Annotated in this window: 22 protein-coding genes; 8 read left to right on the top strand and 14 right to left on the bottom strand. The window is 67.3% G+C overall.

Annotated elements, in window-relative coordinates; genetic code table 11:
* The first annotated feature begins 40 nt into the window (after positions 1–40).
* Positions 41–778 (top strand): fimbria/pilus chaperone family protein, encoded by a 738-nt coding sequence (locus DIE06_RS10000; protein WP_124661278.1) that lies wholly within the window; start codon positions 41–43, stop codon positions 776–778.
* Positions 779–806: 28 nt separating this feature from the next.
* Positions 807–3404 (top strand): fimbria/pilus outer membrane usher protein, encoded by a 2598-nt coding sequence (locus DIE06_RS09995; RefSeq protein ID WP_185733379.1) that lies wholly within the window; start codon positions 807–809, stop codon positions 3402–3404.
* Here DIE06_RS09995 and DIE06_RS09990 read toward each other — a convergent pair.
* The 3 genes from DIE06_RS09990 to DIE06_RS09980 all read right to left on the bottom strand — a co-directional run bounded on the left by DIE06_RS09990 (position 3401) and on the right by DIE06_RS09980 (position 6863).
* Positions 3401–4042, bottom strand: a complete 642-nt coding sequence (locus DIE06_RS09990) for an OmpW family protein (RefSeq protein WP_124661276.1) — start codon at positions 4040–4042, stop codon at positions 3401–3403. The two genes, DIE06_RS09995 and DIE06_RS09990, sit on opposite strands and share 4 nt — an antisense overlap.
* A 65-nt stretch (positions 4043–4107) precedes the next feature.
* Positions 4108–5298 carry a nitronate monooxygenase family protein gene (locus tag DIE06_RS09985; RefSeq protein ID WP_124661275.1) on the bottom strand — a complete coding sequence of 397 codons (1191 nt, stop codon included), beginning with the start codon at positions 5296–5298 and terminating at the stop codon, positions 4108–4110.
* A 128-nt stretch (positions 5299–5426) separates the two neighbouring features.
* Positions 5427–6863, bottom strand: coding sequence for an aldehyde dehydrogenase family protein (locus tag DIE06_RS09980; protein WP_124661274.1), 1437 nt, complete (start codon positions 6861–6863; stop codon positions 5427–5429).
* 248 nt (positions 6864–7111) lie between these two features.
* Between DIE06_RS09980 and DIE06_RS09975 the strand changes: the two genes are divergently transcribed.
* Positions 7112–7477, top strand: coding sequence for a hypothetical protein (locus DIE06_RS09975; protein ID WP_059467440.1), 366 nt, complete (start codon positions 7112–7114; stop codon positions 7475–7477).
* A gap of 215 nt (positions 7478–7692) precedes the next feature.
* On the opposite strand, the gene DIE06_RS09970 is transcribed toward DIE06_RS09975, so the two are convergent.
* Complete coding sequence (locus DIE06_RS09970) at positions 7693–9285, bottom strand: ABC-F family ATPase (protein WP_124661273.1); 1593 nt, start codon at positions 9283–9285, stop codon at positions 7693–7695.
* Between the two features lie 134 nt (positions 9286–9419).
* On the bottom strand, positions 9420–11708 hold the full coding sequence (locus DIE06_RS09965) for an AsmA family protein (protein ID WP_124661272.1): 2289 nt from the start codon (positions 11706–11708) through the stop codon (positions 9420–9422).
* Positions 11709–11860: 152 nt separating this feature from the next.
* Between DIE06_RS09965 and DIE06_RS09960 the strand changes: the two genes are divergently transcribed.
* Together DIE06_RS09960 and DIE06_RS09955 are read left to right on the top strand one after the other, a co-directional pair.
* A complete protein-coding gene (locus DIE06_RS09960) occupies positions 11861–12562 on the top strand; it encodes an ATP-binding cassette domain-containing protein (protein ID WP_124661271.1) in 702 nt (233 codons plus the stop codon).
* Entirely contained in the window at positions 12559–13362 is an 804-nt protein-coding gene (locus tag DIE06_RS09955) for an ABC transporter permease (RefSeq protein WP_124661270.1), read from the top strand. The genes DIE06_RS09960 and DIE06_RS09955 overlap by 4 nt, the downstream gene beginning before the upstream one ends.
* 42 nt (positions 13363–13404) lie before the next feature.
* Here the strand turns inward: DIE06_RS09955 and DIE06_RS09950 are convergent, their stop codons facing one another.
* The 3 genes from DIE06_RS09950 to DIE06_RS09940 all read right to left on the bottom strand — a co-directional run bounded on the left by DIE06_RS09950 (position 13405) and on the right by DIE06_RS09940 (position 15964).
* A complete protein-coding gene (locus DIE06_RS09950; RefSeq protein ID WP_124661269.1) occupies positions 13405–13878 on the bottom strand; it encodes a PliI family lysozyme inhibitor of I-type lysozyme in 474 nt (157 codons plus the stop codon).
* A 252-nt stretch (positions 13879–14130) separates the two neighbouring features.
* Complete coding sequence (locus DIE06_RS09945) at positions 14131–14682, bottom strand: DUF6013 family protein (protein ID WP_124661268.1); 552 nt, start codon at positions 14680–14682, stop codon at positions 14131–14133.
* Positions 14683–14947: 265 nt separating this feature from the next.
* Complete coding sequence (locus DIE06_RS09940; protein WP_124661267.1) at positions 14948–15964, bottom strand: zinc-binding alcohol dehydrogenase family protein; 1017 nt, start codon at positions 15962–15964, stop codon at positions 14948–14950.
* Between the two features lie 123 nt (positions 15965–16087).
* Here DIE06_RS09940 and DIE06_RS09935 point away from each other — a divergent pair, with 123 nt between their 5' ends.
* Both DIE06_RS09935 and serB read left to right on the top strand, forming a co-directional pair.
* A complete protein-coding gene (locus tag DIE06_RS09935; protein WP_124661266.1) occupies positions 16088–17029 on the top strand; it encodes a LysR family transcriptional regulator in 942 nt (313 codons plus the stop codon).
* A gap of 177 nt (positions 17030–17206) precedes the next feature.
* Positions 17207–18052, top strand: a complete 846-nt coding sequence (gene serB, locus DIE06_RS09930) for a phosphoserine phosphatase SerB (protein ID WP_124661265.1) — start codon at positions 17207–17209, stop codon at positions 18050–18052.
* A 79-nt stretch (positions 18053–18131) separates the two neighbouring features.
* On the opposite strand, the gene DIE06_RS09925 is transcribed toward serB, so the two are convergent.
* From DIE06_RS09925 to rimO, 4 genes are all read right to left on the bottom strand, one after another.
* Complete coding sequence (locus tag DIE06_RS09925) at positions 18132–19313, bottom strand: cystathionine beta-lyase (RefSeq protein WP_124661264.1); 1182 nt, start codon at positions 19311–19313, stop codon at positions 18132–18134.
* A gap of 115 nt (positions 19314–19428) precedes the next feature.
* Positions 19429–19971, bottom strand: coding sequence for a hypothetical protein (locus tag DIE06_RS09920; RefSeq protein ID WP_124661263.1), 543 nt, complete (start codon positions 19969–19971; stop codon positions 19429–19431).
* Positions 19972–20171: 200 nt separating this feature from the next.
* Entirely contained in the window at positions 20172–21098 is a 927-nt protein-coding gene (locus DIE06_RS09915) for a sugar kinase (RefSeq protein WP_124661262.1), read from the bottom strand.
* 3 nt (positions 21099–21101) lie between these two features.
* Positions 21102–22463 carry a 30S ribosomal protein S12 methylthiotransferase RimO gene (rimO, locus tag DIE06_RS09910; RefSeq protein WP_124661261.1) on the bottom strand — a complete coding sequence of 454 codons (1362 nt, stop codon included), beginning with the start codon at positions 22461–22463 and terminating at the stop codon, positions 21102–21104.
* A 281-nt stretch (positions 22464–22744) separates the two neighbouring features.
* On the opposite strand from rimO, the gene DIE06_RS09905 reads away from it, so the two are divergent.
* Complete coding sequence (locus DIE06_RS09905) at positions 22745–22999, top strand: hypothetical protein (protein ID WP_124661260.1); 255 nt, start codon at positions 22745–22747, stop codon at positions 22997–22999.
* A 153-nt stretch (positions 23000–23152) separates the two neighbouring features.
* Here the strand turns inward: DIE06_RS09905 and phaR are convergent, their stop codons facing one another.
* Positions 23153–23719: a polyhydroxyalkanoate synthesis repressor PhaR gene (phaR, locus tag DIE06_RS09900; protein ID WP_124661259.1), complete on the bottom strand. Its 567-nt coding sequence runs from the start codon at positions 23717–23719 to the stop codon at positions 23153–23155.
* A gap of 119 nt (positions 23720–23838) precedes the next feature.
* Positions 23839–24579, bottom strand: a complete 741-nt coding sequence (locus tag DIE06_RS09895; RefSeq protein WP_105788882.1) for a 3-ketoacyl-ACP reductase — start codon at positions 24577–24579, stop codon at positions 23839–23841.
* Positions 24580–24783 lie beyond the last annotated feature (204 nt).

Genomic DNA, 24783 nt, shown 5'->3' with positions numbered 1-24783 from the left:
GCGCGCTACACGCTGGCGCCACGCCTAGCCATCCACCGCCATGAAACTCCCTGCGCGCCACTGCCTGCGGGCGTCACTGCTTGCCCCGCTCCTCGGTTGTCTGATCGGTTCGAACGCTGTCTACGCAATGGGCGTCGTGCCCGAAACGTCGGTGGTGATCGTCGACGAAGCCGACGGCGAAGGAACCGTCTCGGTCAAGAACACGGACAACCATCCGACACTCCTGCATACGACCATCGAGCCGATTCCCGAAGACCAGGCCGAGCTCGTCATCGTGACACCGCCGATCGCGCGTGTCGAAGGCGGCGCGGTGCAACTCGTCCGGTTCGTACTCGCCGGAAACGAACCGCTCGTCACGCAGCGCCTCGCCCGCGTGTCGTTCTCCGGCATTCCACCGAAGCGCGCGGCCAAGAACGAGATCCAGACGATCATTCGCCAGAACCTGCCGGTGCTGATCCAGCCGCTCGACCTCGCACGCAACGACAAGGCGTGGGAATTGCTGAAGTGGTCGATCGAAAACGGCGAACTCGTCGTGCGCAACGACAGCCGCTATGTAGTGCGTCTCGAACAGAAAGTCCAGTTGCTACCGACGCAGCAGATCGTGTCGCTGCCGGCGCCTTACGTGCTGGCGGGACAGGTCCGCCGGATCGCGCTAGACCGTGGCGCCGCGACGCCCGAACGCGTGCGCATCTTCCCCGCCACCATCTACGGTTACTCGGTTGACCACTTCGACGCCGCCCTCGTCCCCGGCGCGGCCGATGCGGTCACGCACCGGTAAGCACCGCGCCTTCGTTTCCGGATTTGCCATGTCAGGTGCGATCCATGGCCGGGGCGGTCTGCTTGCGTTCGGGCTGTACGTCGCCGCAGGCTGCACGGCATGCGCTGCCGCCACCGGCCCGGCCGGCGCGACGCCCGACACGCTCGAATTCGATGCCGGCGTGCTGCGCGAGCACGGGATCGACGTCACGGCGAGCCGCTATTTCGCGCGCGCGCCGCGCTTCATGCCCGGCATGGCTTCCGTTCGGTTGACGGTCAACGGCAGGCGCGCCGGCCGCGCCGACGCACGGTTCGACAGCGACGGCAACCTGTGCGCGACGCCTGGCCTGCTGCGTGCGGCCGGCCTCGTCGTGCCGGACGCACTCCGCGAAACGACCGCACAGCCCGCCGGCGGCGGTGGCGGTGGCGGTGGCGGTGGCGGTGGCGGTGGCGGCGGCGGCGGCGGCGGCGGCGGCGGCGGCGTAGCGCCATGCTACGACTACCAGCGCGCCTATCCGCAAGCGATCGTTACGCTGCGCCCGGCCGACGGCGCCATCGACCTCATCGTGCCGCCCGACGCGCTCGATACGGTCCGGCGCACGCCCGACACGTTCGAGCGCGGCGGCCTCGGCGCGCTCGTCAACTACGACCTGCTCGCGATGGTGACGCGCAATCCGGCCGGCACGTCGCAATACTGGCAAGCCACGACCGAAGCCGGTTTCAACGCGGCGGACTGGATCGTGCGCAGCAGCCAGATCGCCACGGCCACGGACGGCCATGCCAGTATCGATCATCAGGCCGCCTACGCGCAGCGCACGTTCGCATCGCGCGGTACGACGCTGCAGGCCGGGCAGATCATCCCGCGCTCGACGCTGTTCTCGGTCGGACGAATGTTCGGTATGCAGACATTCCCCGACGAAGCGCTGGGCGCCGCACCTGGTTCGGCCGCACGCGTGACCGGCATCGCACGCACGCAAGCGCGCGTCGAGGTGCGCCAGCTCGGCGTGCTGATCCATTCGTCGCAATTGCCGCCCGGCCCGTTCGTGCTGAGCGATCTGCCGCTCGTCAGCGGCACCGCGGATCTCGATGTGACCGTCATCGAGGCCACGGGCGGCGCGCAGCATTTCATCGTGCCGGGTTCGTCGCTGCCCGGCGCAGGGCTCGCCGCCGCCCACGGGCTGGCGATCGCGGTCGGCCGTCTGCAGAACGACGGATACGCGAAAGCGCCATGGCTCGCGACCGCCACGCGCAGCTGGCGGATCAGGCAACGTGCCCGGCTCAATGCCGGCATCCTCGTGTCGTCGCCGTTGCAGTCGGGCGCCGCGAGTCTCGAATTCGCGCCGCTTGCCGGCGTCGCGGCCGCGGTCGGTCTCGACGTCAGCCGCACCGCCGGTCGCCACGGCACGCAGGCCCGTGTCGCGCTGGCGAGCAGCCGCGACACGGCGCTGAGCGCCAATGCATCGTGGGTCCGGCGCACGTCCGGATACCGGGAACTGACCGATGCGGTCCGGTCGGCGGAGCCGTTCACACCGCCTTCGCACACCCAGTTCACGGCCGCACTCGGCTGGCGCGATCGCGCGCTCGGCAGGCTGGCGCTCGACTACACGCGGGTCGCCGTGTTCGACGGTCCCGCGATGCAGCGCATCGCCGGCACGTGGACTCGCCCGTTCGGGCGGAGCTCGGTTGCACTGAACGTGAACCGGACATTCAGCGCCCGCGGCGCCGGCGGCACCCAGGTGTATGTGAGCGCGACCGTGCCGATCGGCACGCGCAGCGTCAGCAGCTTTGCAAACGTCACCGGCGACTCGGTACGCTCGGGCGCCCGCTATTCCGACACATTTGGCCGCACCGGCAACTACAGCGTCGCGGCCGACTACGACACCGCGATCCGGTCGCCGTCGATCCGCGCAACGGTCGGCGCCACGCTGAACCATGTGCACACGATCCTGAACGCGGGCGTCTACGGCGCGAGCCGGTCCACGCTCGGAGTCAATCTGCGCGGCGCGGTCGCGCTGCTCGACGGCGTCGCCATGCTATCGCCTTACCCGATCCGCGATACGTTCGCACTCGCCAGCGTCGGTGATCACGCCGGCATCGAGCTCGCGACGCCGTCCGGGCCGGTCTGGACCGATCGGCATGGCCGCGCCGTCATCGCGTCGCTGCCTGCATACGCGCAAACGTTCATCCGGATCAACACGAAAAGCCTGCCGCGCAATCTCGACCTGAAGAATGGCATGCAGACCGTCGAAGCCGGCCGCGGCTCGGTCGGCCGCGTCGAATTTGCCGTCGAGCAAACGCGGCGCGTACTGCTGCGCGTGGCGCAAGCGGACGGCACGGCGCTGCCGGTGCTGTCGACCGTCATCGACGACGACGACCGTTTCGTGACCGTCACCGGAAGCGCAGGCAGGTTGCTGCTCACGGGTTCGCAACTGACCACGCCGCTGCGGGTCGCGTTGCCGAACGGCACGGTCTGTCGCCTGACGTTTGCGCTGCCGGCCACGTCACCCACCACGACGCGCTATTACGAGCGGGCCGACGCGCGTTGCGAGTCGTCGCCCGAACCCGTCGCACACACCGCGCAAAAAAAGAGCGGCATGCCGACCGCCATGCCGCCAACCCCAACTCTGTTCTTGTCCTCGGACGTCTAGAACTTCATCCCGACGCCCACGCCGACGATCAGCGGATCGATATGCAGCGTGCCGATGCCCTTGTCGCCGAGCGTCGCATCCGTGCTCATCCAGATCTTCTTCACGTCGACGTTCATGAACACCTTCTTCGTGACCTGCACGTCGACGCCGAACTGCAGCGCCGGACCGAAGCTGCTCTTGTTGATCGACACGCCCTCGCCGCCGACGTTGAGCCCGTTGTTGTAGAAGTACGTGTAGTTCAACCCGGCGCCGACGTACGGACGCACCTTGCCCGCATGGTTGAAGTGATACTGCAGCAGCAGCGTCGGCGGCAGCACGCCCACGCCGCCGAGATTGCCGAGGCTCGACGTCATCTGGTGCCGCGACGTGCCGAGGATCAGTTCCACGCCCAGGTAGTCGCGGATCATGTAGGTGAAGTCGAGCTCCGGCACGATCGCGTTGTTCACGCCCGTGTTGATCGCGCCGAGCGTGTCGCTCGCGCGCTCGTTCGGCTGGATGCTGATCGCGCGCAGCCGGACCAGTACGTCCCCCTGGTTGATGCCGTCCCCCGGCGATGCCGCGTGCGACAGCGACGGCATCGCGAGGACGCTGGCCGCGACGGCGGCGGCGGTGACACAAGTTCGAATCGTTTTATGCATGGTACGGACCCCCAAAGAATGGTTTCCATTCTCCCCGTAGGGTCTTTTCGTCATCTTGATATTGGTCAAGCCAGCGTAAACGTGGGACGGTTTGCCGCAGGCTCGGTCGCACTGCCCGTCAGCAGCAGGTCGAGCAGATCGCGTACGCTGCGGATCGCGCGGCCGAACGGCAGCGCTTCGCGGCCGCGGAAGAACAGGCCATTCGCGAGATCGCCGCGCAATGCGGCCGCGAGCCGCGTGTCGATGCAGAAATGGCCGAACTTTTCGATGCCGTCGCGCAGCCCGCAGACGCTGAGGCATTCGAGCGCGGTCGGGCAGCGCTGCTTGAACGCGCCGAGCTTGTCGCGAATGCGCGTTTCGTTGCGCAGGTAGCGATCGAGCCAGGGGGTCTTCACCGCGCGCGCCGGCAGTCCCGTCACGCTGACGAATTCGACGATGTCGTCCGGCAGCGCATCGGCCAGCACGCGCTTGAAATTCGGATGTGCGTCGCCCTCTTCCGTCACCGCGAACGGCGTTCCCACCTGCACGCCGTTCGCGCCGGCCGCGAGCGCCGCACGCACCGTGTCGTGACTGTTGATCCCGCCCGCGACGATCAGCGGGATCGCATCGCGCGCAAGGCCGAGCGACGCCATCACCTGCGCCGTTTCGTCAAGCACGCGCGCGAAATCGAAGCGCGCATCGTGCATGTCGTCGATCTGCGTGACGCCGAGATGGCCGCCCGCATGCGCGGGATGCTCGATCACGATCGCATCGGGCAGCCGCCGCTTCTTCATCCACTTCTTCAGCACCAGCGCGATCCCGCGGCTGTCCGACAGGATCGGGATCAGCGCGATGTCGTGGCCTTGCGTGAGATCGGGCAGATCGAGCGGCAGGCCGGCGCCCATCACGATCGCGTCCGCGCCTTCGTCGCACGCGACGCGCACGTAGTCCGCATGCGCGCTCACCGCCTTCATCACGTTGACCGCGATCATCCCGCGTCCTTCGCTGTAGGTCTTCGCGAGGCGAATCTCGCGCGCGAGCGCCTCGAGGTTCGCGGCCTCGAGCGTCGCGCGATCGGGATGCGCGCGACAGCGCGCGAGCAGGTCCGCGTGATGGTGACGCAGGTCGATGCTGGCGATCGTGCCGAGCGCGCCTTCGCGCGCGACGCTGCCCGCGAGGCGGTGCGCGGAGATGCCCACGCCCATGCCGCCCTGCACCACGGGCAGCAAGGTGCGGCCGCGAATCGTGAGCGGCGGGAAGGAAGTGCGTGCGGTCATCTGAACCTCGTCGAAACATCGGAAATCGGAAACGCGATGATCGACGATCCACCGGCGCGCACCTTGACGGCCGTCAATAAAAAAACGGCACGCGAGCGTGCCGTTTCGGGTCATGCGGGGTAAAACGCTCAGGCCGGAGTCGCCGGCTTGAGCTGCATCGACTTGTATTCGAGATACTCTTCGAGCCCGTACACGCCGTTCTCGCGGCCGTGCCCCGACTGCTTGTAGCCGCCGAACGGCGCGGCGCCGTTCCAGGTGCCGCCGTTGATGTCGACCTGCCCCGTGCGGATCCGGCGCGCGACGCGCATCGCGTGTTCGTCGCTGCCCGCCCACACCGCGCCGCCGAGCCCGTACGGCGAATCGTTCGCGATCCGCACGGCTTCGTCCTCGTCGCGATACGTGATGATCGACAGCACCGGCCCGAAGATCTCTTCCTGCGCGATCGTCGATTTTGGATCGACGCGGCCAAACACCGTCGGCTTCACGAAGAAGCCCTTCGCGAGCCCTTCCGGCAGGCCCGTGCCGCCCGTCACGAGTTCCGCGCCTTCGTCGATCCCGCGCTGGATGTATGCCTGCACGCGCTGCTGCTGCGCGGCCGACGCAAGCGCGCCGAGACGCGTCGCCTCCTGCCGCGGGTCGCCCGCGACGTACGATTCGGCCGCCGCCTTCGCGATCTCGCGCGCTTCGTCGTAGCGAGCTTCCGGCACCAGCATCCGCGTATGCGCGGAGCACGTCTGGCCCGCGTTCAGGTAGCACGCGTTGACCGTGCCCTTCACCGCCGTCGCGAAATCGGCATCGTCGAGGATCACCGACGCCGACTTGCCGCCCAGTTCGAGCGCGACGCGCTTCACGCCCGCGGCCGCGAGTTCGGCCACGCGCTTGCCGGCACGCGTGGAACCCGTGAACGACACCATGTCGACGTCCGGATCGGTCGCCAGCACCTCGCCGACGACCTGGCCATAACCGCACACGAGATTGAACACCCCCGGCGGCAGGCCCGCTTCGTGAATCGCCTCGGCGAGCATGAATGCGTTGAGCGGCGCGACTTCGGACGGCTTCAGGACGACCGTGCAGCCTGCCGCGAGCGCCGGGGCGACCTTCAGCGTGACCTGGTTGAGCGGGTAGTTCCACGGCGTGATCGCCGCGACGACGCCGACCGGCTCGCGCACCACCAGCGAGTTGCCGACCGTCGCCTCGAATTCGAACGATTCGGCGAGCTTCGCGTACGCCTTCCAGTTGTAGATCGGGCCGCCGACCTGGATCGCGCGCGACAGCTTGATCGGCATCCCGACTTCGCCGGTGATCGACTGCGCGAGTTCCTCGCTGCGCGCCTGCAGGCGCTCGACGATCTTGCGCAGGTAGGCCGCGCGCGTCGCGGCCGGCGTCGCGGCCCATGCGTCGAACGCCGCGCGCGCCGCGCGGATCGCGGCCTGCGCGTCCGGCGCCACACCCTCGGGAATCCGGCCGATCACGGCCTCCGTGCCCGAGTCGATCACGTCGATCGTGCCCGTTCCGGCCGGTTTGCGCCATGCGCCGTCGATGTAGAACTGGTCGTAGATTTTCATCGTTTCCTGTCTCCCGGAAAACGGCCATTCTAACGAGTGTGGCGCGGCGATGACGCCGGACGAGACCGCGCGCCGCCGAACGGTCCGCACGGACGCCGGCGAACGGACGCCCGACGCCTGCTGCACGCGGCTGCGGCATCCGCGCCACGCCGTCGCACCACGTGGCCCGCATCGTGCTATGTTTTTAGTATGGGCGCCGGCCGCTGCATGCCGCGCCACCCGGAATCGATGCCTTCGTGAGCGCTGCCATGACCGACGCACCCCATATCCTCGGCTCGCAAGATCGCCTGGAGCTGCTGTGCTGGCTCACCTGCGGCAATCTCGGCGCGTTTTACCTGAACGAATCCTGGCCGGACGCATCGTTCCAGGTGCAGGCCGCGCACCGCTGGCTCGACCGCCATCACCGGCAGTCCGACTGGCTCGCGATCGCAAAGCTGGCCGCGCTGGCGCAGGACATCGCGAAGCGGCACGCCGACTTTGTCGATGCGTCGTGGGCGCGCGACGCGGTCGAGGAAATCGTCGATACCGACGATCTCGACTACCGGGCGAAACTCGTGCAATGGGTGTACGAAGACTGCTGCAAGGCGCTCGCCGACAAGCGGCTCGCGGATTGACGCGCCGGGCGGCGCGCGAGGTGGCGGTACTCACGTAAGGTCCGCGGCGGCTGCCGGCCGAGAACGGCGCCGCCGCGTCGAATCGTCAGCGCGGATGCGACGCCCGACCTGACATTTCCCCTTCAACGGCGCGTCGGGCCGGACGTGAAAAAGCCCGCCAGGCTTCCACCTGGCGGGCTTCCGTTACATCAGGTCGGGCATGACCGCCCGGGCAATTACTCCTGCCCCTGACTCGTCAGGAACTCCTCGTAATTGCCACCAAAGTCGAACAACGTGCCATCCGTCCGCACTTCGATGATCCGGTTCGCCAGCCCGCTCACGAATTCGCGGTCGTGCGACACGAAGATCAGCGTGCCTTCGAACTGCTCGAGCGCGATCTGCAGCGACTCGATCGACTCCATGTCCATGTGGTTGGTCGGCTCGTCCATCAGCAGCACGTTGTGGCGGCCGAGCATCAGCTTGCCCCAGATCATGCGGCCCTTCTCGCCGCCCGACAGCACCTTCACCGACTTCTTGATGTCGTCCGACGAGAACAGCAGGCGGCCCAGCGTGCCGCGCACCATCGTTTCGTCGTCGCCGTCCTTGCGGTACTGGTCGATCCAGTCCATCAGCGTGATGTCGTTCGGGAACTCCTCGTACGTGTCCTGCGGCATGTAGCCGACATTCGCGTTCTCGGACCACTTCACCGTGCCGTGCTCGAGTTCCAGCGCGCCGAGCAGCGAACGCAGCAGCGTCGTCTTGCCCGCGCCGTTCTCGCCGATGATCGCGATGCGCTCGCCCGGCTGCACCGACAGGTTGAAATTCTGGAAGATCGTGCGTTCGTACTTCTTCGTGATCTCTTCCGCCACCACCGCGACGTTGTGCAGCTTCTTCTCGAACTCGAAGCGGATGAACGGGTTCTGGCGCGACGACGGCTTGAATTCCTCGATCTTGATCTTGTCGATCTGCTTCGCGCGGCTCGTTGCCTGGCGGGCCTTCGACTTGTTCGCCGAGAAGCGGCGCACGAAGTCCTGCAGCTCGGCCACGCGCTCCTTCGCGCGCGCGTTCGCCGCGGCCTGGCGCTCGCGCGCCTGTGCCGATGCGAGCATGTAGTCGTCGTAGTTGCCCGGCCAGACCTTCAGCGTGCCGAAGTCCATGTCGGCCATGTGCGTGCACACCGAGTTCAGGAAGTGACGATCGTGCGAGATGATGATCATCGTCGAGTTGTACTCGTTGAGCGTGTGCTCGAGCCAACGGATCGAGTTGATGTCGAGGTTGTTGGTCGGTTCGTCGAGCAGCAGCACGTCCGGCTTCGAGAACAGCGCCTGCGCGAGCAGCACGCGCAGCTTCCAGCCCGGCGCGACGTCGGCCATCGTGCCGTTGTGGAACTTCTCCTCGATGCCGATGCCGAGCAGCAGCGCGCCCGCGCGCGCCTCGGCGTCGTAGCCGCCGTATTCGGCGAACTTGCCTTCGAGCTCGGCCGCGTGCATGTAGTCGTCGTCGGTGGCTTCCGGGTTCGCGTAGATCGCGTCACGCTCGGTCATCGCGGCCCACATCTCGGTGTGGCCCATCATCACGACGTCGAGCACGCGCACGTCTTCGTACGCGAACTGGTCCTGGCGCAGCTTGCCCAGGCGCACGTTCGGCTCCAGCGCGACGTTGCCGGCGCTCGGCTCGAGGTCGCCGCCGAGGATCTTCATGAAGGTCGACTTGCCGCAGCCGTTCGCGCCGATCAGACCATAGCGGTTACCCTCGCCGAATTTGACCGAGATATTCTCGAACAAGGGCTTCGGCCCGAATTGCATCGTGATGTTGGCAGTAGAAAGCACGGCAGGTCCCGTAAGAGAGAAATCGACGGAAAACCGTGAATTTTAGCAGGTGTCGGAGAAACTGCCGACCGCACTGTTCCGGCCCCGCCAGCCGGGCCGCTGCACGCGGCGCCGGCGCCCGCCTCCGGACACCGTCACTTGCCGGCCTTCGCCGCTGCCTTCTGTGCCACCTTCTCCTTCATCTGCCCGAACAGCTCCGAGCACGGTACGTCGCGGTTGTTGCTCGGCGCGATCAGCGGAATCAGCGCCGCGAACGGGTTGATCAGGCCCAGCCCGACCATCGCGCCGGCGCGCAGCGCGAGCGCGCCCGCATCCACGCCGACCTTCGGATTCTTGAACGTGCCCTTCGCGTACAGCGGCGAGCGCAGCGAGAAGATCCGGAACCCCTTCGTGTGCGGATGGATCTTCAGGTCAAGCGATTCGTCGCGCAGGCTGATCGGGCCGTCGACGTTGATCAGCGCGTCGTCCGTATCGAGCGCGAACACCTTCGGGTCGAGCATGCCGTTGGTCGCGACGAAATCGATCGCCGCGCAATTGATGTTCACGTCGCGATTGCCGAACAGCTTCTCGTAGACGACGTTCGCGACGTTCAGCCCCGCCGCCTCCATCAGCAGGCGGCTGATGCGGCCGTCCGTGACGAGCGCCCTCACTTCGCCGGTCGACGTCGCCGCGAGCGCGGCCGGCGAGTTGCCGGTCGCCGACAGCGACGCGTCGCCGTTGATCTCGCCGAGCGCCGACTGCATCACCTTCTGCGTCGGGAACAGCTGCTTGAGCTTCAGGTGACGCGCGGCCAGCGTGAAGCGGCCCTTGAGCGGCGTGCGGCTGCCGTCCAGATGCGCGGTCGTCGCGAGCGTGCCGCCCGCGACGCCGAACTGCAGCGGTTCGAGCGACAGCACACCGTCCTGCATCACGATGTGCGTGTACAGGTTGGAAATCGGCAGTTGCGGGCTCTTGATCAGCTTGCGGCCGGTGAACTTCACGTCCGTGTCGATCGCGCTCCAGCGCTCGGTACGGAACGTCTCGACCGGCAGCACGCGGTCCGGCGGCTGGCGTGTCGTGTCGCCGCGCTTGGCCTTGCTCGCGGCCGTATCCGCGCCGATCACCGGCGCGAGGTCGGAGAACTGCAGCAGGTTCGACACGAGCTCGCCCGACAGCTTCGGCCGCGGCTCGCGCTGCGCCCACGTGAGCGTGCCGCCGAGATCGCTGCCGCCGACGCGGCCATTGAAGTTCTCGTAGCGGAATGTGCTCGCGTGCGGCTTGAAGTTGCCGATCAGGTGCCCCTCGGTCGCATACGGCGGCGTGTCGGGCAGCGTGATGCCGGTAATCTGGTAAAGGTGCGACATCGACGTGCCCTGCAGCCACAGCCGCAGGTCGAGCGCCGCGAGATGCATCGGGTCGGTCAGCGTACCGACGATCGCGAGCCGCGTGTCGCCGGCCTTCACGTCGGCCTGCAGCGGGAACGGTTGCGTCGTCTTCTCGATCGCCAGCACGCCGCCCACCTTGCCGGTGCCGCTGATCGGCACGTTCTTGTAGCGGCCGTCGACCTTGAGCCCGAACGCATAGGTCGGGCCGGACGGCTTCGCGGGCGCGGCGACACCGGATGCACCGCGCGCACCGGATGCCGGCACGGCCGCCGATGCAGAGGAAACCGAAGTAGCCGGAGCGACGGTGGACGCACCCGACCCCGCGACGGCAGACGCCCCGCTCGCCTCCTGCGCCGCCGACGCGCCCGATGCGGCCTCGGCACTCGCCTTCGCGCTCAGTTGCGCGGCGCCGCGCTTGCCGACGCGCTGCGCCGACGCCGCACGCGACGTCTGTTCCTGTTCCTTCAGCACATCGCCGAGCGGAATCGGCTGGCCGAGCGTATCGATCGCGACCGTGAGATCGGCCTTCGTGATCGCATCGCGATACGTGACGATGCCCTTCGCGAACCCGAAGCTGTCGAGTCGCACCTTCCATTGCGATGGCTGCGCCGATTGCTTGAACTGGAAGGTCCACGTATTGCGGCCGTCGGCGAGCCGCTCGAGGTCGACCGCGGGATTGACGACATCGATCGACGGAATGACGATCTCGTGCGCGAGGAGCGGCAGGACCGCGAGATCGAAATGCGCGGCATCGAGCGTGACGAACCTGGGCCCCTTCGCCCAGTCGGGATTGCCGATCTCGAGTTGCGTGGCCGAGAAGCTCGGCCAGGGCACCCATGCACGCCAGCCGGTCTCGCCGTCGGGGCGGCGCCAGCCGACCTTGAGATCGCCGTTGATCGCGAACGGGCGACCGAGTGCGGCACTCACCTGTTCGTTGACCCACGGCTTCGCGCGGTTCCAGTCGAACGTGAAGATAAAGATGCCGGCGGCCGCGACGATCAGTGCGACGATGCCGACGATCCATGCAGCCGATTTGCCGATGGCTCGGGCTAGCGTCATGGCGGTTCCGTTGTTGTTATGCGGAGTTTGCACGCCATGTCGGGCCACTTGCGTGAGTGAACAAAGCACGACACCGGCGGCTTTTCAATCGGTATTATGACGCACGCGGCGGCCACGCTTTGGCGCCATTAACGCTTTTTTTCATTTGTGACATGACAGCCCCAAACGGTCTCATCGAAGCGCAGCACATCACGCGCCGCGACGCCAGCAGCGGCAAGACATTGTTGGTGCCGACCGACTTCAGCCTCGCCGCGGGATCGCGAATTGCTGTCACGGGACCGTCGGGCTCCGGAAAGAGCGTGCTGCTGCGCGCGCTCGCGTTGCTCGATCCGCTCGACGGCGGTCACATCCTGTGGCGCGGCAAGCGGATCAGGCGCGGCGCGATTCCGCGCTACCGGCGCAGTATCGCCTACGTGCGTCAGCGGCCCGCGCAGATGGACGGCACCGTCGAGGCGCAGTTGCGCTACCCGTACTCGCTCGCGATCTATCGCGACGCGACGTTCGACCGTGCACGCGCCGAAGCACTCGCGGCGCGCGCCGGTCGCGGCGCCGATTTTCTCGACAAGCGTGCGAGCGAACTGTCGGGCGGCGAAGCGCAGATCGCCGCGCTGCTGCGCGTGCTGCAGCTCGACCCCGACGTGCTGCTGCTCGACGAGCCGACGTCCGCGCTCGACCCGGACTCGACGCGCGCGATCGAAGCGCTCGTCGGCACATGGTTCGACGCGGCACCCGATGCGCGCGCATACATGTGGATCTCGCACGATCCGGCGCAGGCCGCACGGATCGGCACGATGCGGCTCGTGATGCAGGCCGGCGTGCTGCACGCCGCGAGCACGACGGAGGCGGCACGATGAGCCCCGCACTGCAGGACCTGAGCCTCGTCGACGTCGGCATCGCCGCCGCGCTCGTCGCGGTCAACGGCGCGATTTCGGCCGCGCTGTCGCTCGGCCTCGGGCGCAAGCTCGCGCTCGCCGCCGTGCGCACCGTCGTGCAGCTGCTCGCGATCGGCTACGTGCTCGGCTGGGTGTTCGGTCATCCGCACTGGACCGTCGTGCTGCCGCTCACCGCGTTGATGACGCTGATCGCAGGTCTTGCCGGCGCCGCGCGCGGCAAGCATGCGTATCGCGGACAGCGCATCGACAGCATCGCGTCGATCTGGTTCAGCAGCTGGTTCGTCGCGGCGATCGGGCTGTTCGTCGTGATCCGCATTCATCCGTGGTACGCGCCGCAATATGCGATCCCGATCCTCGGGATGATCCTCGGCAATACGCTCACGGGCGTGTCGCTCGGCGTCGAACGGATGATGGAGGAGCTGACCGCACGGCGCGACCGCGTCGAGACCGCGCTCGCGCTCGGCGCGACACGCTGGGAAGCCGCGCAGGACGCCGCACGCCAGGCCGTGCGCGCGGGCATGCTGCCGACGCTCAACCAGATGGCCGTCGTCGGCGTCGTGAGCCTGCCCGGGATGATGACGGGCCAGGTGCTGGCCGGCCAGTCGCCGCTGCAGGCCGTGCGCTACCAGATCGTGATCATGTTCCTGATCGCCGCGGCGTCCGCGCTCGGCACTGTCGGCGCGGTGCTGATGACGTATCGCCGGTTGTTCTCCGCCGATCACCGCTTTCTTGCATCGCGGCTCGAGGAACGTGCGCATTGACGCGCGACGTCGCGACGCGGGCGGCAGCCGCGTCGCGTGCGGTCAGCGGGCGGCGCGGCGTTTGCCGAGGGCCTGGCGCAACGCGGCCGTGACGTCGGCGTCGGGGGCCAGCCCGTCGACCGACGCGACGAGCCGCACCGCGCGCGGTGTCGTCACGTAGGCCTGCGCACCGACGTAACCGCCGCTGCCGGCCGAGCGCATCGTGACGACGAGCGCCTGGGGCGCACGCGCGCCGAGGTCGGCCGCAAATGCGTCGGCGACGGTACCGTCACGCGCGTGCAACACGCCGGTCACGTAATCGTCCGTATCGAATCCTGGCGCGGCATGTGCGGTCGAATACACACGCACCGCGTAGCTGCCGGTCGAACACGGTTCGAGCGCGCCGCTCGACACGACGACGGTCTGCCGTCGCGACGACAGCTCGACTTTTTTCACGAAGCTGCAATCGTCGGCCGCCTGCGCATGGGCGGCGGCGAACGCAGCGGCCGACAGCAGCACGCGCGGGCGAAGTTTCATCGGGATGTCGTTCAGGGAAGATGGCGGATGCCGGGAGGATAGCGCGACATCTGCATGACGTCACGCAAGCCGCCGGGTGAATGGCCGCCCCGTCGGCGCGCGCCGGACGTGACGCGGTCGAACATCAAACAACGGAAAAAACCCGAAGCCGCGCGCCACGAAACCGTCACGCGCGGCCCTGCCCGGATCGGCCGGAACACACCGGGGTTGGTTGCGCGCGCACCGGACGCGTCGCCCGCCCGCGCGCATCGCTCAGTGCTTGATCGACACCGTCACCTTGGTGCCATCGCTCATCGTGACGGACTTCGACCCGCCATTGGTCGAAATCGACACCCACTTGACCTGGCTCACCGACACGACGTCCGGGCACTGCAGCGGCTTGCCGCCCGCGCTCACGTTGCGCGTGCCTTTCGGCGCGGCCGCCTGGAAGCTCATCTGCACGTTCGCGGTCCCCTTCGCGTCGACCGACGGCGCGAGCCGCACCTGGGTCTGGCGCACCATCGCACCGTTCGCGTCGCGCGGCAGGTTGTCGGCGTTCGGGCAACCGTCCGGCATCGCGACCGCGCCGCCCGGCGGCACCGACTTCCAGTTGAAGTCGTCCGTTTCGCCCGAGCGGATCTTGCGGGTCTCCTGCGTATTGCCGAAGGTCTTCGAATCGACCTTGACGGTGTATTCGAGCTGCCCTGTCCCGCCGCCCTTCAGGCTGCCCTTGACCGGCGGCGCCGCGAATACGCTCGCGCTGACGCACGCCGCCGCGAACACGGCAGACCACGATGCGGCGACTGACAAGCTGCGTTGGCTCATGCTGACCTCCTTGTAATGCGGCGGCACGCGCGTGCCGCGCGGTTTTCGATGCATGATGCGTTGCCAGTCTACCGCCAAGCGGCATGCAATGCGCCGCAAACGCATCGGGTGTTACCCCGCTTGCGTTCGCGACGCGGTCTCCCATAAGCGCGATGCCGGCACTCGAGAAAACGCCAGGCCGCCCCAGGTTTTCCGCCCCGGAGGAAATCCCCTCGACGGACACCCCCTCGGGGGGCCTGGCGCGAAGCGACAGGTTTGGGGGCACTCAGAAGCCGCTCAGCACCAGCTTGCCGATCGCGCGCCCGGCCTCGAGCAGCTGGTGCGCGCGCCGCACGTTTGCAGCGTTGATCGTGCCGAGGTGTTCGCCGAGCGTCGTGCGCAGCGTGCCGCCGTCGACGAGCCGGGCCACCTCGCTCAGGATCTTGTGCTGCTCGATCATGTCCGGCGTCTCGAACATCGCGCGCGTGAACATGAATTCCCAGTGAAACGCGGCGCTCTTCGCCTTCAGCAGCTCGACCGGAACCGGCTTTTCGTTCTCGACGATCGTGCAAATGCCGCCTTGCGGCCTGATGACGTCCGCCGCGGCAGGGAAATGACGGTCCGTGTCGTTGAAGATCAGCACGTAATCGACGTTCGGATGGCCGATGTCACGCAGCTGTGCGGGCAGGTCGCCGAAATGATCGACCACGTCGTCCGCGCCGAGCGAGCGCACCCAGTCGGTCGACGCCGGCCGCGACGCGGTCGCGATCACATGCAGCCTGGCGAGCGTCTTCGCCAGCTGGATCGCGACCGAACCCACCCCGCCCGCGCCGCCGATGATCAGCACCGACTTGCCCGCGTCCGCGCCCTGCGGCGATACACGCAGCCGATCGAACAGCGCCTCCCACGCGGTCAGCGCGGTGAGCGGCAACGCGGCCGACGACGCGAAATCGAGCGTGCGCGGCTTGCGCGCGGCGATCCGCTCGTCGACCGCATGGAATTCGCTGTTCGCGCCGGGGCGCGTGATGCTGCCCGCGTAGAACACCTCGTCGCCGGGCCGGAACAGCGTGACTTCGGCACCAACCGCGACGACCGTGCCGGCCGCATCCCAGCCAAGCACGCGCGGCGTCTCCTCGACCCGCGGCTTCGGCGCACGCACCTTGGTGTCGACCGGGTTCACGGAAATCGCCTCGACCTTCACGAGCAGGTCGCGCGGACCGGGCACCGGTTGCGGCAGTTCCACGTCGACGAGCGCCTGCGGGTCGTCGATCGGCAGGTAACGGGTCAGTCCAACGGCTTTCATCACGAAGCTCCTTCAGGGAAATCGGGCGGGCCGCGGCGCAGCCCCATGCATGCCATCGTAGGCGGCCCGATCCTTCGAGAAAACCGCTATATTTCCTGAAACATTTTCAGGAATTTCAGAACAATGACGTCCGATCCCATTCCGGCTCCCGATAAGCCGCTCGACCTGCTCGACGTCGGCCTGTTCGTGCGCGCCGCGCTGCTCGCGAACGTGAGCGCGGCCGGGCGCGAGTTCGGCGTGTCGGCCGCGGTCGCAAGCGCACGCATCGCGCAGCTGGAGCGCCAGCTCGGTGCGCGATTGCTGCATCGCACCACGCGCCGCATCAGCCTGACGCAGGACGGCGAAGTCTTCATGGCCCGCGCCGAGGCGCTGCTGTCGGCCGCCGACGCCGCGCGCGCATCGGTCGGCCACGGCCGCAGCGAGCCGTACGGGCGGCTGAAGGTGTCGATGTCGTCGTCGTTCGGCCGCCAGCACGTCGCCCCCGTGATTCCGGCGTTCCTGCGCCGCTACCCGTCCGTGTCGCTCGACCTGCGGCTGTCCGACGAAATCGTCGACCTTGTCGACGACGGCTACGACGTCGCGATCCGCCTCGGCGCGCTGAAGGATTCAACGCTGGTCGCGCGCAAGCTCGCCGCGAACCGGCGCGTGCTGTGCTGCTCGCCCGCGTATCTCGCCGAGCGCGGCACGCCGCGCCATCCGGCCGACCTCGCGCAACACGAATGCGTGATCCTTGGCGACCAGCGCGACTGGTCGTTCGTCACGCCGCAAGGCCCGCTCACCGTGCGGGTTGGCGGCCGGCTCGTCGCGAGCAACGGCGAGGCGATCCGCGAAGCGCTCGTCGACGGCTTCGGCATCGCGATCAAGTCGACCTGGGACGTCGGCCCGCTGCTCGCGAGCGGCGCGCTCGTCACCGTGCTCGACGACTACCCGTTCGCGAACGACGTCGCGATCTGGGCCGTCTATCCGAGCCGCGCGCACGTGCCGCTGAAGACGCTCGCGTTCATCGCGTTCCTGGCCGAACACTTCGGCGATCCGCCGTACTGGGATCGCGAGGACGGGCGATGAACGCGATCCCGTGAGCGGCGCCGGCCGGGTGTCCGCGGCGATCCGGTCGCGACCGGATACCAACCGGCTACAATGACGCGTTCGCGACGCAGCGGCCCGACGCCGGACGGGGCCCGCGTTCGCAGGCGGCCGCACGCCGGCCGTGCACGCGTTTCATTCGCTTCCAAACATTCCGTCATGACCCACAACCTCGTCATCCAGAGTCTCGCGCCGTTGTCGGACGCGCATCACAAACCGCTGCTCGCGCTGTCGCGCGGCACCCGCATCGTGCAGACCGACGATCACGCGCTGCGCATCGAAAACGCGAACCCCGCGCAGCGTCTCGACATCGACGCGTACTGCGGCACCCATGCGCTCGACTTCGGCTTCGTCGAAGCCGGCCGTACGCTCGGCGAGTTCGGGCTCGTCGTAATGGACATGGATTCGACGCTGATCACCATCGAATGCATCGACGAGATCGCCGATTTCTGCGGGCTGAAGACGCAGGTCGCGGAGATCACCGAAGCATCGATGCGCGGCGAGATTCGCGACTTCAACGAAAGCCTCACGCGCCGCGTCGCGCTGCTCGCGGGGCTCGACGCGCAGGCGCTCGAGCGCGTGTACGAGGAACGGCTGCAGCTGTCGCCGGGCGCGGAGACGATGCTCGCCGGCGTGAAGGCAGCGGGCCTGAAGACGCTGCTCGTGTCGGGCGGCTTCACGTTCTTCACCGAGCGCCTGAAGGCGCGCCTCGGCCTCGACTATGCGCACGCGAACACGCTCGAGATCGTCGACGGCAAGCTGACCGGCAAGGTGCTCGGCGAGATCGTCAACGCGGACGTGAAGGCGCGCATGCTGCGCGATACCTGCGCATCGCTCGGCGTCGAGCCGAACCGCGCGATCGCGATGGGCGATGGGTCGAACGACCTGAAGATGATGGCCGAGGCCGGGCTGTCGGTCGCGTTCCACGCGAAGCCCGTCGTGCGCGATGCGGCCACCGTCGCATTCGACCACGTCGGCCTCGACGGGCTGCTGCGGCTATTCTGATCGGCGCATGCCGCCCATGAAAAACGCCGGCGCGATGTTGCATCGCGCCGGCGTTTCGTTTTTTGCTCGGGTGCGGTGATCAGCCGAGCGTGGCCTGCATCGCACGCTCGATGTCCGCGCGCAGGTCGGCTTCGTCTTCGAGACCGACGTAGAAGCGCACCAGCGTGCCGCGATGCGGCCAGTCCGCCCGCATCGACGCCACGTCGTAAGGCATCGCCAGGCTGCACGCGCCGCCCCAGCTCCAGCCGATCGCGAACAGCTCGAGCGCCTCGACGAAACGATCGATCCGCTCCGCACCGTAGCGTTCGTCGAACACCACCGAGAACAGCCCGCCCGCGCCGGTGAAGTCGCGCATGAACGACGCGTGCCCCGGGCAGTCCGGCAGCTGCGGATGCAGCACGGCAGCGATCTCCGGCCGCGCCTTCAGCCATTGCGCGAGCGCGAGCGCGCTCTTGCTGTGCGCATCGAAGCGCACCTGCATGCTCGACAGGCTGCGCAGCACGAGCGAGCAATCGTCGACCGACACACCGATCCCGCAGCGCATCCGCGCGAGCTTCAGTTGTGCGTGCAGTTCGGCATTCGCGGTGATCGTCGCCCCCATCAGCACGTCGCTGCCGCCCGACTGATACTTGGTCAGCGCCTGCACCGAGATGTCGACGCCATGCTCGAACGGCTTGAACGCGAGCCCGGCCGAATACGTATTGTCGATCGCGGTGACGATGCCGCGCGCCTGCGCGACCGTCGTGATCGCGCGCACGTCGGGCACTTCCATCGTCACCGAACCCGGCGCCTCGATCCAGATCAGCCGCGTATTCGGCTGGATCAGCTCGGCGATGCCGGCGCCGACGAGCGGATCGTAGAAGCGCGCGGTGATGCCGAAATCCTTCGCGAGCCAGTTGCCGAAATCGGCGTTCGGCCCGTAGATGTTGTGCGGGATCAGCACGTCGTCGCCCGCCTTCACGAGCCCGAAATAGACGTTCGTGATCGCCGAGAGGCCCGACGGCTGCAGCAGCGCGTGCGTGCCGCCCTCGATCTCGGCGAGCCGCTGCGCGAGCGCGAGCGACGTCGGGGTCGCATGCAGACCGTAGCGCCACTGGTTGTCGTTGTGCCACACCAGCGCGCGCATCGTCGCGAGATCGGGGAACACGACCGTCGATGCACGCGCGACCGGCGGTACGAACGAACGGAAGCCCTCCGGAATGACGTCGTCGGGTTGAACGATGCGGGTCTGGAGTGCGCGCTTCGGAGTGGATGCAGTCATAGGGCAGGAGGCCGGGAAAAAGGCGGTTCGGTTGCGGAATATGTGGCTAGATTAGCCAAAATCGGCGCGGTTGGCCCGGTACAATGCGCGCCGCATGCACCGAGCCAGCGCATCCTTAGTCGTCGGTGCGAAGATTGACGATGCCGCCGACCGTCTCGATTTCCTGTGCGCGGCCGTCGCGTACCTGCAGCGCCGCGCGCTTGCCTGGCACCAGACGCAGCGCGACGGGCTGCGGATCCGATTCATCCGAGTTCATCCGGTCGGCCTTCAGGTCGCCCGTCGCGTCGAAGCGGCCGATCCACACGCCCGTGATGTTCGTGCCGTCGTTCGACTCCTCGATTTCGAGCGTGTCGCCGTCGCGATCGCCAGCGAGCAGGACCACCTCGCCCGTGTCCGTGAACTGGTATTCGCCATGCACGCCCTCCTCGTCCGTCTTCGGCCCGAGATGCACGACGATCGGCCGATCGCCGAGCATGCCCTCGTAGCGCGGCAGGCGGGCGAATTCCGGGTTCGGCCGCAGCGGCCGGGCGGGCACCGCTTCATCCTGCTGCGTGCCCGGCGCCGCGGCCTGGGCCGCGACCACGCCCGGCATCGCGAGGCCCGCCGCCAGCACGCCGGCAATCACCAGCGCCCGTTGCCATTCCGAATATCGACCCACCTTGTGTTGCTCCTTGCTTCAGATTCGCTCGAAAATCGCGGTGACAGGCTGCTCGTCGCCATTGCAGATCGTCACGGGTCCACAGCGACCACCAGTGCGAAAGCACCCATGCGGTACGCATGCCACTCGCTCCCGTTCATGTCGCCCATCATCCGGGTGTGTGAATGGGTACGTCGCGTGACCGGCGTGCGCGATCCGTGTCAGCCCTGCATCAGGCGTTCCACCGCCTCGCGGTGCGGAATCGGCGCGACCGCGCCGTAGCCCGTCGTCGACAGCGCCGCCGCCGCGTTCGCATAGCGCGCTGCCGCGAATGGATCGTCGCCCGCGACGATCCGCGCCACGAACGCACCGCCAAAGCAGTCGCCCGCACCCGTCGCGTCGACGGCCTCGACCGCGAAGCCCGGCACCACGCGCCGTTCGTTCGGGGTTGCAACGTACGCGCCTTCCTTGCCGAGCTTCAGCGCGACGACCTGCGGCCCGTGTTCGAGCATCGCATCGACGATCGCGTCGCGATCGTTCGCGCCCGTGAGCGCCGTGACGTCATCCCAGCTCGGCAGGCAGATATCCGTCTGGCGCAGCGCTTCGCGCATCACCGCGCGGGCGCGCGGCAGCGGCCACAGCTTCAGGCGCAGGTTCGTGTCGAAGCTGACCTGCGCGCCGTTGCTGCGCGCGTGGTCGATCGCCGCGAACGCGGCGTCGCACGCGCTGGTGCTGATCGCGAGGCTGATGCCCGACAGGTGCACGGCCTTCGCCGCGGCCAGCGCATCGAGCGGCAGGTCGGCCACCGCGTAGCGGCTCGCCGCGGAACCCGCGCGCAGATAGTCGAACTGGTGGCCGTCAGCGCCGTGCGTGACGAAATACACGCCGGTCGGCGCCGCGCGGTCGATCCGCACGTACGTCGTATCGACGTGCTCCGCCGCCCACATGTCGGCCAGCAAGCGGCCGAACGGATCGTCGCCGATCGCCGACACGAAGCCCGTCGACGCACCCTGGCGCGCCGCGGCGATGCAGAAGTTCGACGTGTCGCCGCCGAAGCCCTGCAGGAATTCCGGACGGCCCGGCTGCGACTGGTTGAATTCGATCATCGCCTCGCCGAGCGCGAGGATCTGTGGAAATGCGGCGGTCATCGCTTAGACCTCGCCCCACAGGTCGTGGCCGTCCGCGCCCGTGATCTTCACCGATACGAAATCGCCGACCTTGTAGCGCTTCGACGCCTTCGTCGCCGGCTCGACATAGACGACGCCGTCGATCTCCGGCGCATCCGCCGCCGTGCGGCCGATACCGCCTTCGTCGCTGACTTCGTCGATCAGCACCTTGAGGGTCTTGCCGACCTTGCGCTGGATGCGCTGCGCCGACACTTCCTCGGCGACTTCCATGAAGCGCGCACGGCGTTCCTCGCGAACGTCGTCCGGCAGCGCGCCGTCCAGGTCGTTCGCGGTCGCGCCTTCGACCGGCGAATACGCAAAGCAGCCGACGCGATCGAGTTCCGCCTCGCGGATGAAGTCGAGCAGCGTCTCGAACTGCTCTTCCGTCTCGCCGGGGAAGCCGGCGATGAACGTGCTGCGGATCGTCAGGTCCGGGCAGATCTCGCGCCACTTCTGCACGCGCTCGAGCACCTTCTCGGCGTTGGCCGGGCGCTTCATGCGCTTCAGCACTTCCGGATGCGCGTGCTGGAACGGCACGTCGAGATACGGCAGCACATGCCCCTTGAACGGGCCTTCGGCCATCAGCGGAATGACTTCGTCGACGCTCGGATACGGATACACGTAGTGCAGGCGCACCCATGCGCCGTACTGCGCGGCGAGTTCGCCGAGCGCGGCGACCAGGTCGGTCATGCGCGTCTTGATCGGCTTGCCGTTCCAGAAGCCCGTGCGGTACTTCACGTCGACGCCGTACGCGCTCGTGTCCTGCGAGATCACGAGCAGTTCCTTCACGCCCGACTTGAACAGGTTCTCCGCCTCGAGCATCACTTCAGCGACCGGACGCGACACGAGATCGCCGCGCATCGACGGGATGATGCAGAACGTGCAGCGGTGGTTGCAGCCTTCGGAGATCTTCAGGTACGCGTAGTGGCGCGGCGTGAGCTTGATGCCCGCGGCCGGCACGAGATCGGTGAACGGGTCGTGCGGCTTCGGCAGGTGCGAATGCACGGCCTGCATCACTTCGCCCACCGCGTGCGGGCCGGTGACGGCGAGCACCTTCGGGTGGACTTCCTCGATGAGGTTCGAGCCGCTCGCGCTCGACTTCGCGCCGAGGCAGCCGGTGACGATCACCTTGCCGTTCTCGGTCAGCGCTTCGCCGATCGCGTCGAGGCTTTCCTGCACGGCTTCGTCGATGAAGCCGCAGGTGTTGACGACGACGAGGTCGGCACCGTCGTAGGTGCCGGAGATTTCATAACCTTCGGCGCGCAACTGGGTGATGATTTGTTCGGAATCGACGAGGGCCTTCGGGCACCCGAGGGATACGAAGCCTACTTTGGGGGACTGGGACATCTGGAATGTGGGGGCGTGGCGGCAAAAGCGTGAGTTTACAGCTATTTATGGGTCAGCGAGGCAAAACCGGCGGCCGACGTGCCGCGGATGGCTCCCCCAATATGCTGTGCGCACGGGCGCATCGAGCCGCCACGGGCGGTTGATCCAACCCTTTCGCGCCGACAGTGATGAACCGACGGCCCCGATCACCCCGGCCAACGCCCAACAATCGCGCCGGCCCCACCCCGCCGCTATGCGAAAATCGCAGCATCCGCTCTCTTCACTTTCCCAACGGGGTTCGCATGACCACCCACATCACGATCGAATTCACCGAGCACGCGGCCGAAACCATCGGCGAGCAGACCAGCACCAGCTTTTCCTATGACCAGGGCGCGCACGTGCCGCAACCCGGCGACTTCGTCGAGCTCGAGAATTCGCGGCAGACGTTTCTCGTGATCGGCCGCGTGTTTTCGCTGAAGGCGAACTATTGCGCGGTGAAGCTCGTGCTCGACCTTCCTCCGGCGGACGATCATCAGGATTTCGATCCGGCACCTTGAGCACTTGAGCAAGGCCGGCGAACCGCGTCGGCTTTACGACGACGCGTCGTTGCGCGGCGTGACGCAACGGCGACCGCCCGCCCCCGCACGTCGCGGCGCCGACCGTCCGGCGGCGGGCGCCGCCGCGGCCGGCCTGCCGCGCACGCGCCGGCGTTACTTCTTTTCCGGCTCCGGCGTGCCGGGTTGCTTGAACGGGAACGTGCTGAACATCGACTTCGCCTGGCTCTGCATCTGCTCCTGCATCTGCACGAACATGTTCTTCGACTGCTCGATGTAGCTCGTCATCATTCCTTGCATCATCGGCGCCTGCATGTTCATGAACTGCGACCAGACTTCCGGATTCATCGCGTTGCCTTCGTAGAGGTTCTTCGATTGATCCGCGAGCTTGTTCTGGATGTCGATGAACGCCTGGATGTTCTTTTCCAGGTACGTGCCCATCATGCCCTGCATCGCATGACCGTAGAAACGGATGATCTGCGACAGCATCGACGACGAGAACATCGGCACGCCGCCGCTCTCTTCCTCGAGGATGATCTGCAGCAGGATGCTGCGCGTCAGGTCTTCGTTGGATTTCGCATCGACGACCTTGAAGTCCTCCTGTTCCAGCACGAGCTGCTTGACGTCGGTCAGCGTGATGTACGTGCTCGTCTCGGTATCGTAGAGCCGGCGGTTCGGGTACTTCTTGATGAGCCGCTCGGCCGTTTTCTTTGTAGTAGTCATGTAACGCCTTTGAGTGCAGCGTAGCGCAAGTGACAAATCCCCGCCTCCCGGATCCGGGAGGCGGGGGCCTTCGGAAACGCCAGGCTGCGCGACCGGGCCGGCCCGCGCAGCCCGGACGTTCAGCCCATGTGCAGGCCGCCGTTCAGCGAGAAATCGGCGCCCGTCGCGAAGCCGGAATCGTTCGACGCGAGCCACGCGACGATCGAGCCGATCTCCTCCGGCCCGCCGAGACGGCGCACCGGGATCGTCGCGACGATCTTCTCGAGCACGTCCGGACGGATCGCCTTCACCATGTCGGTGCCGATGTAGCCGGGCGACACGGTGTTGACCGTCACGCCCTTCGTGGCGACTTCCTGCGCGAGCGACATCGTGAAACCGTGGATGCCGGCCTTCGCGGTCGAGTAGTTCGTCTGGCCGAATTGGCCCTTCTGGCCGTTCACCGACGAAATGTTGATGATCCGGCCCCAGCCGCGTTCGACCATCCCGTCGATCACCTGCTTCGTCACGTTGAACAGGCTCGTCAGGTTGGTGTCGATCACGGCCGTCCAGTCTTCATGCGTCATCTTGCGGAACACGACGTCGCGCGTGATGCCCGCGTTGTTGACCAGCACGTCGATCTCGCCCACTTCGGCCTTGACCTTGTCGAACGCTGCCTTGGTCGAGTCCCAGTCGCCGACGTTGCCTTCCGACGCGATGAAATCGTAGCCGAGCGCCTTCTGGTCCTCGATCCATTTCACCCGGCGCGGCGAGTTCGGGCCGCAACCCGCGACCACCTTGAAGCCGTCCTTCGACAGACGCTGGCAAATGCTGGTGCCGATGCCGCCCATCCCGCCCGTTACGTACGCAATTCGCTGAGACATAAATCTCACTCCATTTTTTTGGTTTCGAGAGCCGCCAGAGGCCCCTCTGACTTCACGTGACGTCGGCCGAAGCCGCAATCGGCCGGCGCCCGGATTGGTTTGGCAGTGACGGACGACCGGTTACGGACGTTCGACCGCGAGCGCGACACCCATCCCGCCGCCGATGCACAGCGACGCCAGCCCGCGCTTCGCATCGCGCTTGGC

The organism is Burkholderia sp. Bp8998, from assembly GCF_003854235.1.
Taxonomy (GTDB): Bacteria; Pseudomonadota; Gammaproteobacteria; order Burkholderiales; family Burkholderiaceae; genus Burkholderia.
The sequence above is the reverse complement of the archived record's forward strand: the minus strand, read 5'-3'. Positions and strand labels throughout refer to the sequence as shown.

Bases quoted from the DNA above. Each gene is read 5' to 3' on its own strand.
- DIE06_RS09965 (WP_124661272.1), bottom strand. From the start codon at position 11,708: ATGACGCTAGCCCGAGCCATCGGCAAATCGGCTGCATGGATCGTCGGC.
- rimO (WP_124661261.1), bottom strand. From the start codon at position 22,463: ATGTCCCAGTCCCCCAAAGTAGGCTTCGTATCCCTCGGGTGCCCGAAG.
- DIE06_RS09945 (WP_124661268.1), bottom strand. From the start codon at position 14,682: ATGAGCCAACGCAGCTTGTCAGTCGCCGCATCGTGGTCTGCCGTGTTC.
- DIE06_RS09960 (WP_124661271.1), top strand. From the start codon at position 11,861: ATGACAGCCCCAAACGGTCTCATCGAAGCGCAGCACATCACGCGCCGC.
- DIE06_RS09895 (WP_105788882.1), bottom strand. From the start codon at position 24,579: ATGTCTCAGCGAATTGCGTACGTAACGGGCGGGATGGGCGGCATCGGC.
- DIE06_RS09990 (WP_124661276.1), bottom strand. From the start codon at position 4,042: ATGCATAAAACGATTCGAACTTGTGTCACCGCCGCCGCCGTCGCGGCC.
- DIE06_RS09940 (WP_124661267.1), bottom strand. From the start codon at position 15,964: ATGAAAGCCGTTGGACTGACCCGTTACCTGCCGATCGACGACCCGCAG.
- DIE06_RS09935 (WP_124661266.1), top strand. From the start codon at position 16,088: ATGACGTCCGATCCCATTCCGGCTCCCGATAAGCCGCTCGACCTGCTC.
- DIE06_RS09915 (WP_124661262.1), bottom strand. From the start codon at position 21,098: ATGACCGCCGCATTTCCACAGATCCTCGCGCTCGGCGAGGCGATGATC.
- serB (WP_124661265.1), top strand. From the start codon at position 17,207: ATGACCCACAACCTCGTCATCCAGAGTCTCGCGCCGTTGTCGGACGCG.
- DIE06_RS09925 (WP_124661264.1), bottom strand. From the start codon at position 19,313: ATGACTGCATCCACTCCGAAGCGCGCACTCCAGACCCGCATCGTTCAA.
- DIE06_RS09975 (WP_059467440.1), top strand. From the start codon at position 7,112: ATGACCGACGCACCCCATATCCTCGGCTCGCAAGATCGCCTGGAGCTG.
- DIE06_RS09955 (WP_124661270.1), top strand. From the start codon at position 12,559: ATGAGCCCCGCACTGCAGGACCTGAGCCTCGTCGACGTCGGCATCGCC.
- DIE06_RS10000 (WP_124661278.1), top strand. From the start codon at position 41: ATGAAACTCCCTGCGCGCCACTGCCTGCGGGCGTCACTGCTTGCCCCG.
- DIE06_RS09905 (WP_124661260.1), top strand. From the start codon at position 22,745: ATGACCACCCACATCACGATCGAATTCACCGAGCACGCGGCCGAAACC.
- DIE06_RS09985 (WP_124661275.1), bottom strand. From the start codon at position 5,298: ATGACCGCACGCACTTCCTTCCCGCCGCTCACGATTCGCGGCCGCACC.
- DIE06_RS09950 (WP_124661269.1), bottom strand. From the start codon at position 13,878: ATGAAACTTCGCCCGCGCGTGCTGCTGTCGGCCGCTGCGTTCGCCGCC.
- DIE06_RS09995 (WP_185733379.1), top strand. From the start codon at position 807: ATGTCAGGTGCGATCCATGGCCGGGGCGGTCTGCTTGCGTTCGGGCTG.
- phaR (WP_124661259.1), bottom strand. From the start codon at position 23,719: ATGACTACTACAAAGAAAACGGCCGAGCGGCTCATCAAGAAGTACCCG.
- DIE06_RS09980 (WP_124661274.1), bottom strand. From the start codon at position 6,863: ATGAAAATCTACGACCAGTTCTACATCGACGGCGCATGGCGCAAACCG.